Origin of the sequence: Streptoverticillium olivoreticuli subsp. olivoreticuli, assembly GCF_003391135.1 — a bacterium.
Lineage (GTDB): Bacteria > Actinomycetota > Actinomycetes > Streptomycetales > Streptomycetaceae > Streptomyces > Streptomyces blastmyceticus.
In genome coordinates, this window is sequence record NZ_CP031455.1 from 3446278 (window position 1) to 3459122 (window position 12845).

Consider the following 12845-nt stretch of genomic DNA (forward strand, 5'->3'; position numbering starts at 1 on the left):
GTCAACCGGAAGGCGAAACAGAAGAATGCCGACAGTGCCGCTGGTCCCCACCCTTCGTCGCCGGCGTCTCGGTGAGGCCCTCCGCCGCTTCCGCAACGAAGCCGGTCTCACCATCGAACAAGCTGCCGCCCTCATGGGGTGGGACAACAGCAAGCTCTCCAGAATCGAGAACGCCAAGGTCCACATCCGCCCGGTCGAGGCCGCGAAGCTCCTCGGCACCTACGGCGTGGACGCGCCGGACATCCTCATGGCGATCGAGATACTGGCCAAAGACGCGGGAAAGAAGGGCTGGTGGACGACCTACGGCAGCGTGGTTGACGCGCACATCAAGGACTACCTGTCACTGGAATCGGATGCCGAGAGCACCCGCATCTGTTCCATGGGCCTGATCCCTGGCCTGCTGCAGACAGGCGGCTATGCACGAGAGATCATCGCCGCCTCATCATTCTGGCGGCCCCAGGAAGAAGTAACTGCCCTCGCTGAAGTCCGCAAAGCGCGTCAGTCCGTACTCACCACCCGCGACGGCAGGCCACCGCTGAATTTCTGGGCTGTCATCCATGAGTCGGTACTGCACCAACGGTTCGCGTCCCGGCCGACCATCATGCGTGATCAGTTGCGACACCTGCTGGACATGGCCGAACTGCCGAACATCACCATCCAGCTCCTGCCCATGGCCATGGCACCGCACCCCGGGATGGTCGGCCTGTTCGAGGTCGTCCGCTTCCCTGCTCCGTGGCCAACAGTCATCCTCACGGAAAATTTGGTGGGCGGGCAGTTCGTGGAGGGCACCGAACACGTGGGCCTCTTCGAGAAGGCGTTTGAGCGCATCGTTGCCGCCGCACTTCCCGTGGATGATTCGCGCGAGATCATCAAGAACATCATGGAGAAGGGTTAGGAATGGACCACAAGGAAGACCTCTACGGACTCGACCTGTGCGGAGCCACTTGGCGCAAGTCGCCCGACAGCAACGGTGGCCAGTCATGCGTCGAGATCACCGATCTCCCCGACGGCGGCATGGCCGTACGCGACTCGAAGAACCCCGAACGCCCCGACCTGCGCTACACCGCAGACGAGTGGGCCGCCTTCCGCTCAGGAATAATCAACGGCACTTTGTAGTCGTCGATCTGAGCAATGATCTGACTGAGGGGCCTCCCCGGACGCATCGGGGAGGCCCCTCGCCATGAACTTCCCAGGGGGGGGACAAGTGCGACGTTCCATCATTCTTGCCGGTGCCGTGGTCTTACTGTGCTCGGCGTGTTCCGGTTCCGGTGCCGCGTCGAAGGAGACGAAGCGGCCCGCAGCCGGCGCGGCGGGTGTTCACGACGCCGCAGTGCAGGCCGCAGTGGGTGCGACGACGAAGAGCAGCGCCCGGATCGACGAGCAGGTCGAATGGACCGACGGCACCCGCGGCTACACAGTGATCGTCAAGGGCGGCTTCGACCTTGCGAGCGGCAAAGGGCGTCTGACAGCGAAAATTCCGGGCCAGTCGACCATCGGGCCTTACGACGAGATCTTCACCAGGGACACCGTTTATCTCAGAATGCCTCTGGAGATCAACGACGATCCCGCTTGGTGGTCGGTCTCCCGGGACAAGGTCGAGACCCACAACGTCCTTCGCGCGCCAGTGAACGACCCCGAGCACGTCCTGCGCCAGGTGGCACGGATGCGCGAGACTTCGAAGGTCGGCGAGGAGCAGGTGGACGGCGCGCCGACCGTGCGCTACCGCGGCAAGCTGGACAACGAGACGCTCACACTCCGGCTGACCGAGGACAGACGCGAGGAGATCTCTATCGCCCGGAAGGGGCTGGGCAGCGACCTTCCCGCCTCCGCGGATGTCTGGATCGACCGGAGCGGGCGCGTCGCCCGCATCCGTTTCGAGCTCATCATGGGGACAGGCAGTGTCACGACCACGATGTACCTGACGGACCACGGGAAGCCCGTGGAGGCACCGGTCGCCCCGGGAGGTGCCAAGCCTCTGCCCCTGGCCGCGCTCGGCGGCCCTCTCACAGGCTGAACCTCACATATCGCCATGCTCCTCCAGCGGGAACACCGCTTGCCCCACGACCGGGCATCATCCCTTCCTGACGAGAACGCCTTCCATGGAGCTCGTAACACGATCTTGTTGATCGTGTTACGAGCTCATAGCTGCGTTTCGAGGCTCCGACGAACAACCCGATCGCCACGGAGGTTTTGCCCTGTCTCCCTACGTCGGTCCATCGGACGGCAGCACAGGGCGGGCTCAGTTGACGAACTCCATGCTCTGGAAGTCGGCTCCACGAGTCGTCTCATGGCGCCTGAGCGCATACGAGGAGCCCACACAGCCTGCACGCGGGTACAGCAGGACGTCCCTATTCGTGAGGTTGGCCGTGTACCCCTGGCCTGCTATGTCGTAGCAGTGGTTGTCACTCGGATCGTACTTGCTTTTCTGTTTGCCGGGAACGGTGTACTCGAAGTCGCCCCTGGCCCGGTGGTGGAACCGCAGGCTTTTGAAAGCCACTTCCCGGTGATCCCGTGGCGCCATGTGCTGCGGTATGCCGGAGCAGTTGTTCTCGTCGAACAGCTCCACTACCTGGTCGGTCTCGTTCCTCGCCAGGCCGTCGGCCCCCAGGTAGGGATAGCAGGTTGCCTCCGGGTCCGGCAGCACCCGCGGCTCGGACGGCTCGGTGTAGATGAATTCACCTTGCGCGGCCACGGCGTCGGGTGTAGCCCCTGTTACGAGCCCCACCCCCAGGGCAGCGGCAACTGCGAGGACGCCGAACCGTAGCCTCAACTGACGAATTCCACGCTCTTGAACTTCATCCACCCCTGCTTGTCCCTGTCGAGGTGGTGCTTTGCCTCCCCATGGCAATCCGCACGGTCATACAGCAGAGCCAATTTGTCGGTGCTGTTCACCGTGTGACCGTCCCCGACGATGTTGAAACAGTGGTCGTTCCTGGGGTTCGACAAGCTGTCCGTGTCGCCTTTAGGGGTGGTATATACGAACGTTCCCTCGGCCGCTTGCGCGCTTCCGGCTAGCCCAACAGCCAGCACGGCGGCGGCGCCGACCGCAGCGGCAGCCATGACCAAGCGCTTCATACTGTCCCTCTCCCAAGCTGAAGTCCCATGTATGGCACGAGAGTTCACCTCTCCTCGCGCCGCCCCAGACACTGCCAGGACAGCCAGCCGCCCCGGAAGCAGAAGTTCGGCCATCCCCCCGGCAGGCCGAGAACGCAACCTTGGCCACAGACGGGCCCTCGTCGCGGCTTCCGGGTGGGCCAGTGACAGGCTCTACTTCTTGAGCAGTTCGCGCCATTTATCGTTCTTTTGATACTCCGCAGCCTTTTTCTGGTACTCAATAAAATCGGCAGTGAGACCACCCCCGCCACTCGCCTCGACTTCGCCGAGGCGAGGCCAAGGACTGTCCATGAATTTATAACCAAACGCCCTGAGGCCAGCCAGCTCGCGTCCGAAAACCCTGAGCCTCCCCTCGGCGAAGTCGAAAACGTTGGCCTCCGTCCGCGGCGAAGCCAGGAAGAACTCCTGTGCGTCATGCACACCTGCGAGCAGCCAGGAATCGTTCACCAACACCGACCATCGCTTCGAATCGAGCACACAGCCCATTTGCGCGAACTGCTTTGTCGTTTCATCCATCGTTCCAAAGTTCTTCTTCACTTTCGGATCAATGCCAGCCCCCTGCTGCTCTGGGTCTTCCTCGGTGCGCAAGCCCCCTATGACCAGCCCTAAAAATTGCGGGCCGAGATCCTTTCGCGCCTTCAATACCGCGCTGTAGACGCACCAGGCGACGCCGACCCTTTCTGCGCTGAAGGCGTCGTGCCCGTCCCAGGATTTACCGAGCCCCGCTTCCTTGTAGATCTTCTCGGCCGCCTTCGCCGCCTTTACGAACTCATCCTTGCTCTTGAACATTTTCCGCTCCTCTGCGCAGACAATGGACTCAATTCCACGGAAGCAGCTCTTCGTTACGCTTAGAAGGCAGCATCCAGACATCGCACACAAGGCCGGAAAGCCCATCTTGCGTCCCGGAGTGTCGGGGCCCCCTTCCCAGCGGACGGCCAGGCGCTTGAACTGGTGCAGCAGCGCGAAGGTCTGCTCGACATCGAACCGGAGCTTTCCCAGGCCCCCGATGTTCGGGGGCCTTTGCGGGAGATGACCGGCAGGATGCGCCGCTTGCACAGTTCCCAGCGGTTGGGGTTGCTGTCGTACCCCTTGTCTCCCAGCAGGGCAGCGGGGCGTCTGCACGGGCGTCCGGGCCGTCCGGCGACAGCCGGGATGCCATCAACGAGGGCGAGGGTCCGTGTGACGTCGTTGACGTTGGCCGCGGTGGTGATGACCTTGAGCGGGGCGCCCTTCCCGTCGCAGATCAGATGGTGCTTACTGCCCGTCTTCCGGCGGTCGACGGGCTGGGGCGGAATGATGTCGACCGCGGTGACGGAGTCCCGCTGCTGGTTGACGACGATGGCCAGGGACCTCTGGTGCCGACGTGTCCTGACCATGTAGCCCTGCCCTCCGACGACCGAACACCGGCTGACTACCACCACACTCCCGACCTGCCGGGTCACTGAGCAACTGTCAGCACCTGCCGGGACCGTAGGTCGGCAGCGGTGCGCGCGCAGCGCGAGCGGCTCCAAAAGGGGGAACTCACTCCTCCGGCGGGAAGACCACTCCCTCCGCGCTCCGGATCGTGATCGCCTCCACCGGGCACGACTCCGCCGCCTCCAGCACCGCTTCGGACGCGGGCGTCTCCTCCTCCACCGGGTGGGAGCGGCGCGCCTCGTCCAGGTGGAAGGCGCCCGGCGCCGTCGCCGCGCACAGGCCCGAGCCGACGCATACGGCGCGGTCCACCGTCACCCGCCAGCGCTCGGCGTCGGCGGGCATCAGCCCTCGTACCCCGCGGGCAGGTGGATCATCTTGTGTTCCTGGTAGGCGGCGAAGCCCTCGGGGCCGAACTCGCGGCCCAGGCCGGAGTTCTTGTAGCCGCCGAAGGGGCCGAGCATGTCGAGGCTGAAGGTGTTCACGGAGTAGGTGCCGGTCCGCACGCGCCGGGCGACGGCGATGCCGCGTTCGACGTCGGAGGTCCAGACGCTGCCGGAGAGGCCGTAGTCGGAGTCGTCGGCGATGCGCACGGCCTCCTCCTCGTCCTCGTAGGGCAGCAGGCAGATGACCGGGCCGAAGATCTCCTCGCGGGCGATCCGCATGGTGTTGGTGACCTCGCCGAAGAGGGTGGGCTCGACGTACCAGCCGTGGCCGGGCGCGGCCGGGCGGCCGCCGCCGGCGAGGACCTTGGCGCCCTCGCGCTGTCCGAGCGCGATGTAGTCCAGGGAGCGGCGTCGCTGCCGCTCGGCGACCAGGGGGCCGACCTGGGTGGCGGGGTCGAGGGGGTCGCCGACGACGAGGGCGTCGGCCGCCGCGGCGAAGCGCCCGGCCAGCTCGTCGTAGTGGACGCGGGGGACGAGGATGCGGGTCTGGGCGACGCACGCCTGCCCGTTGTTCATCCAGGCGCTGGGCACGATGCCCGCGACGGCGGCCTCCAGATCGGCGTCGGGGAGGATGATCGCGGCGGATTTGCCGCCGAGTTCGAGGGTGACGCGGGTGAGGTTGCGGGCGGCGACCTCCATGACGCGCTTGCCGGAGGCGACCGAGCCGGTGAAGGACACCTTGTCGACGCCGGGGTGCCCGACGAGGTACTCGCCGACCTCGCGCCCGGCGGGCAGGACGGACAGGACGCCCTCCGGCAGCCCGGCCTCCGCGGCGATCTCGGCCAGGATGTAGGCGTCCAGGGGGGTTTCGGGCGCCGGCTTGAGCACCGCGGAACAGCCCGTGAGCAGCGCGGGCGCGAGCTTGGCGGCGGCCACGAACTGCGGGACGTTCCACGGGGCGACGGCCGCGACCACGCCGACGGGCTCGCGCCGTACGAGCAGCGGCCCGAGGACCCCGGCGCGCCGCTCCTCGTACGGGATGTCCCTCGCGACGCCGATCGCGCAGTCCCACACCATCATCGCGCCGAGGGCCTGCGCGAGGACGCTCCAGGAGCAGGGGGAGCCGTTCTGCGCGGAGATGACCCGGGCGATCTCCTCGTGGCGGGCGGCGATGCCGTCCTTGATGCGGGTGACGACGTCGAGCCGCTCGGCCAGCGGTGTCTGTGCCCAGACGCCGGAGTCGAAGGAGGTGCGGGCGGCGGCGACCGCCCGGTCGACGTCCTCGCGGGAGGCGTGGGGCACGCGTCCGATGACGGTCTCGGTGTGCGGCGAGACGACGTCGATGGTGTCCGTCCCTGCCGGGTCGGCCCAGGTGCCGCCGATGAAGAGCTTTCCGTGCTCGATGAATTGCGCCATGTCCGGTCGCCTCCCGCGTGGCCGCCGAGCCCGGCGGCTCTTCTGACGCTACGTCAGAACTGTTACCAGTTCTCGTTATAGTGGGCAATGGCCGACGCCCGTCGGCGACGGGGGGAGCCATGCCTCAGGTGACCGACCACGGCGGCGGGGTGGTGTCCATCCCCGTCCCCATCCCGGACAACCCCCTCGGCCACACCCTCGTCCACCTCCTGGACACCGACCGCGGCCCGGTCCTGGTCGACACGGGCTGGGACGACCCCGCCTCCTGGGACACCCTCGTCGCGGGGCTCGGCGCGTGCGGCACGTCCGTCACCGAGCTGCACGGCGTCCTCGTCACCCACCACCACCCCGACCACCACGGCCTGTCCGCCCGGGTCCGCGAGGTCTCCGGCGCCTGGATCGCGATGCACCCCGCCGACGCGGACCTGGTCCGCCGCCTGCGCGCGGCCCCGCCCGGGCAGTGGCTCGACCAGCTCGTGGCGAAGCTCGTCGCCGCCGGGGCGCCCGAGGAGCACCTGGCCCCCGTCGAGGCGGCCCGCGCCCGGGGCCGCGCCCGCCCGCTGCCGGGCAGCCGGGCCGCGCTGCCCGACCGCGAGATCGCGCCCGGCGAGCTCCTCGACCTGCCCGGCCGCAGGCTGCGCGCCATCTGGACCCCCGGCCACACCCCCGGCCACGTCTGCCTCCACCTGGAGGAGGCCCACCCGCTCGGCCGCGCGGGCCGCGGCCGGCTCTTCTCCGGCGACCATCTGCTGCCGGGCGTCACCCCGCACATCGGGCTGTACGAGTTCCCCGGCGGCCCCACCGCCACCGACCCGCTCGGCGACTACCTCGCCTCCCTCGAACGTGTCGCCCTCCTCGGCCCGGCCGAGGTGCTCCCCGCCCACCAGTACGCCTTCACCGACGCCCCCGGGCGCGTCGCCACGCTCCTCGCCCACCACCGGGCCCGGCTCGCGTCGCTGCGCGCGCTCCTCGCCACCCCGCGCACGCTCTGGCAGCTCACCGAGTCGATGGAGTGGAACCGCCCCTGGTCGCGCATCCCCTACGGCTCCCGCAACATCGCCGTCGCCGAGGCCGAGGCCCACCTGCGCCACCTGGTGGCCCTCGGCCACGCGGAGGCCGTGCCGGGCGGCCCGCCGGTGACCTACGTCGCCGTGTGACCGGGGCGTGCGGGGGTACGGGCCGCGGCCGGACCGGCGGCTAAAGTGTCCGTGACAACTTCATCCCGCCTCGGAACGGGGAAAGCCGGTGCGAATCCGGCGCTGACCCGCAACCGTGAAGTACGGCCCCGCCCCGGCGCGGCCGTACGAGCCGGACCACCCGGGCCCAGGCGGCAGGCTCCCGGATCCGGTCGCGCCGACCACGGCACGGCCCGGTCCACCGGCACCGTCGAGGTATACGGAGCCGAGCCCGGTGCCACCGCGCGGTGACAGGCGCGGAGGGGCTGCCGTGCGCGGCTGTGACCGCCCGTACCACCCCGTATCCCGGCGTCGCCGGACCACCGCAGTGACACCCACCGAGAGGCACCGACCCCATGGCCCCCTCCTTCGCCGTCCACGCGCGCCGCGGCGCCGCGGCCCTGGCCACCGCCGCCGTACTCGGCGCGGGCCTGGCACCGGCAGCGTCCGCCGCCTCCCCGTCCCCGGCGGCCCCCGGCCTGTTCGGCGCCTCGGACCCGAAGTTCGACGGTGTCTTCCGGCAGTCCCTGGCCCTCCTCGCCCAGCACACGGCGGGCGTCGCGTCGCCCGAGCCGGCCGTCGGCTGGCTGGCCGGGCAGCAGTGCGCGGACGGCGGCTTCACCGCCTACCGCGCCGACACCGGCAAGGCGTGCGACGCGAAGACCCCGCTCGACAGCAACGCGACGGCCGCCGCCGTCCAGGCGCTCGCCGCGCTCGGCGGGCACGGCCCCGCCGTGACCAAGGCCGTGGGGTGGCTGAAGTCCACGCAGAACGAGGACGGCGGCTGGGGCTACAGCCCCGGCGGCCCGAGCGACGCCAACTCCACGTCGATCGTGATCGGCGCGCTGGCGGCCGCGGGCGAGGACCCCGCGAAGGTCACCTCCAAGAGGGGCACGTCGGCCTACGACGGTCTCGTCGCCTTCCAGCTGGGCTGCGACGTCGACGAGGCGGACCGGGGCGCGTTCGCCTACCAGCCCGACAAGTCCGGCAAGCTCGCCGCCAACGCCGACGCCACGGCCGCGGTCGCCCTCGCCGGGCTCGGCAAGGGCTACGCGGCACAGCCCGCGGGCAAGGACAACGTGGACGCGAAGCCGCTGCCCTGCAAGGGCGACGAGGCCGGGACGTCCGACCCGAAGGCCGCCGCGGGTGCCGCGTCCGCGTACCTCGCGCGGATCATGGACAAGGAGAAGGACGGCCCGCACCTGGCCGCCGTCCAGCCCGGCGCCGACAAGCCCGCCCCCGACTTCGGCAACACCGCCGAGACCGTCATCGCCCTCGCCGCGGGCGGTCACCGCGACGCCGCCGCGAAGCCGCTGAAGTGGCTGCAGCAGAACTCCGCCGCCTGGGCCAAGCAGGCGGGCCCCGCCGCGTACGCCCAGCTCGTACTCGCCGCCCACGCGGCGGGCGCGGACCCGCGCGACTTCGGCGGCGCGGACCTGGTGTCCCAGCTCGGCGCGACGGGCCCGAAGGCGGAGGCCGCGGCTTCCCCGTCGGAGAAGAAGGACGAGAAGCAGGAAGAGAAGAAGGCGAAGGACAACAAGGGGCTGGGCGTCTGGTGGGTCGTCGGCGTCTTCTTCGTCGCGAGCGTCGGCGCGGGCTTCCTCCTGAGCGGCCGCAAGAAGAAGAACCAGCTGTGAGGGCCGGTCGTCCGGGACACCGCCGCCGGGTGCGCCCGGCGGCCGGGGCCCTGACCGCCCTGCTGCTCGCCGGGCTCCTCGCCGTGCTCACCACCGCGCCCGCCCACGCCGTCGGCTACCGCTACTGGTCCTTCTGGGACGGCTCCGGCGGCGGCTGGGCGTACGCCACCCAGGGTCCGGCCACGGCCCGCCCCGCGGACGGCGACGCCATCGGCTTCCGGTTCGCCGTCAGCGAGGACTCCAAGAACGCCGCGAAGCCGACCGCCGCGCCCGACTTCGGGGCGGTGTGCGACAGCACGCCCGCCAAGGACGGCGACAAGCGCGTGGCGGTTGTCCTGGACTTCGGCACGGCCGCCGACGCGCCCGCCGGTGAGACCCCGCCCCCGGCGCGCACCGCGTGCGCGCAGGTCGGCAAGGACGCCAGCGCCGGTGAGGCGCTCGCGGCCGTCGCCAAGCCGCTGCGCTACGACTCCGCGGCGCTGCTGTGCGCCATCGCGGGCTACCCGAAGGCGGGCTGCGGCGAGCAGGTGAGCGGGAAGAAGAGCGCGGAGCCGTCCGCTTCCGGCAGCGATTCCGGCGGTGAGGACGGCGGCCCGTCGGCAGGGCTGATCGGCGGCGTCGCCGCCGTGGTCGTCCTCGGCGCCGCGGGCGTCTGGCAGGCCCGCCGCCGCAAGCGCGGATGAACGCGGACGAGCCGCTCCCCGAACCGCTGACCGTGCCGCGCCCCGGCCCGCGGTCGGCGGCCACCGGTACGGCGCTCCGCGCTCCGGGCGGCCGCCTCCCCGGCCGCGACCACTTCACGGCAGGGCGCCCCGAAAGGGGCGCGGGGAACTGCGCGACAAGCCACACACAGCCCGCGGCCGCCCTGCCGCACACACCCCAACGGCGCTCGGCGTCCCGTCCACACACCGCACGCGCGTGCGCCCTGCACGCCGGCGCCTGGTGGATCTGGGCGCTCGGCCTGGCCACCGCCGCGTCGCGCACCACCAACCCCCTGCTGCTCGGGCTGCTCGTCGGGGTCGCCGGGTACGTCGTGGCGGCGCGGCGCACGGACGCGCCGTGGGCCCGCTCGTACGGCGCGTTCCTCAAGCTCGGGCTGGTCGTCATCGGCATCCGGCTGGTGTTCGCGGTCGTGCTGGGCTCCCCCATCCCCGGCACGCACGTCCTGGTCACCCTCCCCGAAGTGCCGCTCCCGGACTGGGCGCGGGGCGTGCGGATCGGCGGCCGGGTGACGGCCGAGGGCCTGGTCTTCGCCCTGTACGACGGGCTGAAGCTGGCCGCCCTGCTGATCTGCGTCGGCGCGGCCAACGCGCTCGCCAACCCGGCCCGGCTGCTGAAGTCCCTGCCGGGCGCGCTCTACGAGGCGGGGGTGGCGGTCGTCGTCGCCATGACCTTCGCCCCGAACCTCGTCGCCGACGTCCAACGCCTGCGCGCCGCACGCCGGTTGCGCGGCCGCCCGGACCACGGCGTCAAGGCCCTGCTCCAGGTGGGGCTGCCGGTGCTGGAGGGCGCGCTGGAGCGTTCGGTGGCGCTGGCCGCGGCGATGGACGCGCGGGGCTACGGCCGCACGGCCCAGGTCCCGCCCGCCGTCCGGCACACGACGAGCGCGCTGACGCTGGGCGGTCTGCTGGGCGTCTGCGCCGGCACGTACGGGCTGCTCGGCGACGTGGGCGCGGGCTACGGCCTGCCGGTGCTGGCCGCCGGGCTCGCCGCGGCGCTTGCCGGGCTGTGGCTGGGCGGCCGCCGGTCGGTCCGCACGCGCTACCGCCCGGACCGCTGGGGCGTACGCGCCTGGCTGGTCGCCGGCTCGGGCGTGGCGGTCGCGGCCTTGATGATCCGGGCGAACTCCTACGCGCCCGCCGCCCTCCACCCGCCGGCCGTCCCCCTGACGGCACCGGAGCTGCCGCTGTGGCCCGCGGCGTCCGTCCTGCTGGGCCTGATACCGGCGTTCGCGGCGCCGGGCCCCGCCACCCGCACCCCGTCCGAGGAGGACCCGCAGTGATCCGGTTCGAGCAGGTGTCGGTCACGTACGACGACACGGCCGCGCCCGCGCTCGGCGGGGTGGACCTCACCGTGCCCGAGGGCGAACTCTGCCTGCTCGTCGGCCCGTCGGGGGCCGGCAAGTCGACGCTGCTGGGCACGGTCAGCGGACTCGTACCGCACTTCACCGGCGGCACCCTGCACGGCCGCGTCACCGTCGCGGGCCGCGACACCCGCACGCACCGGCCGCGCGAACTCACCGACGTGGTGGGCACGGTGGGCCAGGACCCGCTCGCCCACTTCGTCACCGACACGGTCGAGGACGAGCTCGCGTACGGCATGGAGTCCCTCGGTGTCGCGCCCGCCGTGATGCGCCGCCGGGTCGAGGAGACCCTGGACCTGCTGGGTCTGGCCACCCTGCGCGACCGGCCGATCGCCACCCTGTCCGGCGGCCAGCAACAGCGCGTGGCCATCGGCTCGGTGCTGACCACCCACCCCAAGGTGCTGGTGCTCGACGAGCCGACGTCCGCGCTGGACCCGGGCGCGGCGGAGGAGGTGCTGGCCGTGCTCCAGCGCCTCGTCCACGACCTGGGCACGACCGTGCTGATGGCCGAACACCGGCTGGAGCGGGTCGTGCAGTACGCGGACCAGGTCATCCTGCTGCCCGCGCCCGGCGCGGCACCGGTCATCGGCGACCCGGCGGAGATCATGGCGATCTCCCCGGTCCACCCGCCGGTGGTGGCCCTGGGCAGACTGGCGGGGTGGTCGCCACTGCCGCTGTCGGTACGCGACGCGCGGCGCCGTTCGGCTTCGCTGAAGGAGCGGCTGGCTTCCTCGGGGGCCGGGGTCCGGGGCGGAGCCCCTCACGCGGCGGAGCCGCATATCGGATACAGCGGGAAGGGGCGGGCCGGGGAAAACCCCCCGGCCCAAGCCACCGGCCTCACCATCCGCCACGCACACCTCACCGCCCTGCGCGACGTCGACCTGACCGTACGAGAAGGCGAGACCATAGCCCTCATGGGCCGCAACGGCGCCGGCAAGTCCACCCTCCTGCGCACCCTCGTCGGCACCCACCGCCCCACCACCGGCTCCGTACGCGTGGGCGGCCTGAAGCCGCACAGCACGCCCCCCGCCGAACTCCTGCGCCACGTGGGCCTCGTACCACAGGAGCCGCGCGACCTGCTGTACGCGGACACGGTCGCCGCGGAGTGCGAGGCGGCGGACGGCGACGCGCGGGCGGAGCCCGGTACGTGCCGGGCGCTGGTCGACGAGCTGCTGCCCGGCGTGTCCGACGCGACGCACCCGCGGGACCTGTCCGAGGGCCAGCGCCTCGCGCTCGCGCTCGCCGTGGTGCTGACGGCCCGCCCGCCGCTGATCCTCCTGGACGAGCCGACGCGCGGCCTCGACTACGCGGCGAAGGAGCGCCTGGTGGAGATCCTGCGCGGGCTCGCCTCCGACGGCCACGCCATCGTCCTGGCCACGCACGACGTGGAGCTGGCGGCGGAGCTGGCGCACCGGGTGGTGGTCATCGCCGACGGCGAGGTCGTCGCGGACGGCCCGACGGCGGAGGTCGTGGTGGCCTCCCCCGCGTTCGCCCCCCAGGTCGCGAAGATCCTCGCACCGCTGCCGTGGCTGACGGTCCCGCAGGTGCGTCGCGCGCTGGAAGCGCGGAAGGGGACGGCGTGAAGAAGAACCCCGGAGGCGAGGAGACCGCCCGGCCGTCG

Annotated in this window: 14 protein-coding genes; 8 read left to right on the plus strand and 6 right to left on the minus strand. The window is 71.2% G+C overall.

Features of this window, described 5'->3' with window-relative positions; genetic code table 11:
• The first annotated feature begins 25 nt into the window (after window positions 1–25).
• From DXZ73_RS14625 to DXZ73_RS14635, 3 genes are all read left to right on the plus strand, one after another.
• The gene (locus DXZ73_RS14625; protein WP_116211431.1) at window positions 26–895 is read left to right on the plus strand and encodes a helix-turn-helix domain-containing protein; all 870 of its coding nucleotides are present in this window, start codon (window positions 26–28) and stop codon (window positions 893–895) included.
• 2 nt (window positions 896–897) lie between these two features.
• Window positions 898–1116, plus strand: coding sequence for a DUF397 domain-containing protein (locus tag DXZ73_RS14630; protein WP_116211432.1), 219 nt, complete (start codon window positions 898–900; stop codon window positions 1114–1116).
• An 88-nt stretch (window positions 1117–1204) separates the two neighbouring features.
• Window positions 1205–2014: a hypothetical protein gene (locus DXZ73_RS14635; RefSeq protein ID WP_162890171.1), complete on the plus strand. Its 810-nt coding sequence runs from the start codon at window positions 1205–1207 to the stop codon at window positions 2012–2014.
• A gap of 225 nt (window positions 2015–2239) precedes the next feature.
• On the opposite strand, the gene DXZ73_RS14640 is transcribed toward DXZ73_RS14635, so the two are convergent.
• The 6 genes from DXZ73_RS14640 to DXZ73_RS14665 all read right to left on the minus strand — a co-directional run bounded on the left by DXZ73_RS14640 (window position 2240) and on the right by DXZ73_RS14665 (window position 6329).
• The gene (locus DXZ73_RS14640) at window positions 2240–2770 is read right to left on the minus strand and encodes a hypothetical protein (RefSeq protein WP_116211434.1); all 531 of its coding nucleotides are present in this window, start codon (window positions 2768–2770) and stop codon (window positions 2240–2242) included.
• Entirely contained in the window at window positions 2767–3075 is a 309-nt protein-coding gene (locus DXZ73_RS14645) for a hypothetical protein (protein WP_116211435.1), read from the minus strand. Before DXZ73_RS14645 ends, DXZ73_RS14640 begins: the two co-directional genes overlap by 4 nt.
• Before the next feature lie 192 nt (window positions 3076–3267).
• Window positions 3268–3903, minus strand: coding sequence for a hypothetical protein (locus DXZ73_RS14650; protein ID WP_116211436.1), 636 nt, complete (start codon window positions 3901–3903; stop codon window positions 3268–3270).
• A gap of 59 nt (window positions 3904–3962) precedes the next feature.
• Window positions 3963–4490 carry a transposase gene (locus tag DXZ73_RS40600; protein ID WP_425315917.1) on the minus strand — a complete coding sequence of 176 codons (528 nt, stop codon included), beginning with the start codon at window positions 4488–4490 and terminating at the stop codon, window positions 3963–3965.
• 145 nt (window positions 4491–4635) lie between these two features.
• Window positions 4636–4872 carry a ferredoxin gene (locus DXZ73_RS14660; RefSeq protein WP_116211437.1) on the minus strand — a complete coding sequence of 79 codons (237 nt, stop codon included), beginning with the start codon at window positions 4870–4872 and terminating at the stop codon, window positions 4636–4638.
• Window positions 4872–6329: an aldehyde dehydrogenase gene (locus DXZ73_RS14665; RefSeq protein WP_116211438.1), complete on the minus strand. Its 1458-nt coding sequence runs from the start codon at window positions 6327–6329 to the stop codon at window positions 4872–4874. Before DXZ73_RS14665 ends, DXZ73_RS14660 begins: the two co-directional genes overlap by 1 nt.
• Before the next feature lie 119 nt (window positions 6330–6448).
• Between DXZ73_RS14665 and DXZ73_RS14670 the strand changes: the two genes are divergently transcribed.
• From DXZ73_RS14670 to DXZ73_RS14690, 5 genes are all read left to right on the plus strand, one after another.
• On the plus strand, window positions 6449–7486 hold the full coding sequence (locus DXZ73_RS14670) for an MBL fold metallo-hydrolase (RefSeq protein ID WP_116211439.1): 1038 nt from the start codon (window positions 6449–6451) through the stop codon (window positions 7484–7486).
• Window positions 7487–7860: 374 nt separating this feature from the next.
• Window positions 7861–9141 (plus strand): prenyltransferase/squalene oxidase repeat-containing protein, encoded by a 1281-nt coding sequence (locus tag DXZ73_RS14675; RefSeq protein WP_116211440.1) that lies wholly within the window; start codon window positions 7861–7863, stop codon window positions 9139–9141.
• Window positions 9138–9824, plus strand: coding sequence for an SCO2322 family protein (locus tag DXZ73_RS14680; protein ID WP_240351343.1), 687 nt, complete (start codon window positions 9138–9140; stop codon window positions 9822–9824). The genes DXZ73_RS14675 and DXZ73_RS14680 overlap by 4 nt, the downstream gene beginning before the upstream one ends.
• Entirely contained in the window at window positions 9821–11143 is a 1323-nt protein-coding gene (locus DXZ73_RS14685; protein WP_425315837.1) for an energy-coupling factor transporter transmembrane component T, read from the plus strand. The genes DXZ73_RS14680 and DXZ73_RS14685 overlap by 4 nt, the downstream gene beginning before the upstream one ends.
• On the plus strand, window positions 11140–12807 hold the full coding sequence (locus DXZ73_RS14690) for an ABC transporter ATP-binding protein (RefSeq protein WP_116211442.1): 1668 nt from the start codon (window positions 11140–11142) through the stop codon (window positions 12805–12807). Before DXZ73_RS14685 ends, DXZ73_RS14690 begins: the two co-directional genes overlap by 4 nt.
• Window positions 12808–12845: the final 38 nt, after the last annotated feature.

Excerpts from the sequence above, each read along its gene's own strand:
- DXZ73_RS14625 (WP_116211431.1), top strand. The coding sequence starts at position 26 with ATGCCGACAGTGCCGCTGGTCCCCACCCTTCGTCGCCGGCGTCTCGGT.
- DXZ73_RS14630 (WP_116211432.1), top strand. The coding sequence starts at position 898 with ATGGACCACAAGGAAGACCTCTACGGACTCGACCTGTGCGGAGCCACT.
- DXZ73_RS14645 (WP_116211435.1), bottom strand. The coding sequence starts at position 3,075 with ATGAAGCGCTTGGTCATGGCTGCCGCTGCGGTCGGCGCCGCCGCCGTG.
- DXZ73_RS14650 (WP_116211436.1), bottom strand. The coding sequence starts at position 3,903 with ATGTTCAAGAGCAAGGATGAGTTCGTAAAGGCGGCGAAGGCGGCCGAG.
- DXZ73_RS40600 (WP_425315917.1), bottom strand. The coding sequence starts at position 4,490 with ATGGTCAGGACACGTCGGCACCAGAGGTCCCTGGCCATCGTCGTCAAC.
- DXZ73_RS14660 (WP_116211437.1), bottom strand. The coding sequence starts at position 4,872 with ATGCCCGCCGACGCCGAGCGCTGGCGGGTGACGGTGGACCGCGCCGTA.
- DXZ73_RS14665 (WP_116211438.1), bottom strand. The coding sequence starts at position 6,329 with ATGGCGCAATTCATCGAGCACGGAAAGCTCTTCATCGGCGGCACCTGG.
- DXZ73_RS14670 (WP_116211439.1), top strand. The coding sequence starts at position 6,449 with ATGCCTCAGGTGACCGACCACGGCGGCGGGGTGGTGTCCATCCCCGTC.
- DXZ73_RS14675 (WP_116211440.1), top strand. The coding sequence starts at position 7,861 with ATGGCCCCCTCCTTCGCCGTCCACGCGCGCCGCGGCGCCGCGGCCCTG.
- DXZ73_RS14685 (WP_425315837.1), top strand. The coding sequence starts at position 9,821 with ATGAACGCGGACGAGCCGCTCCCCGAACCGCTGACCGTGCCGCGCCCC.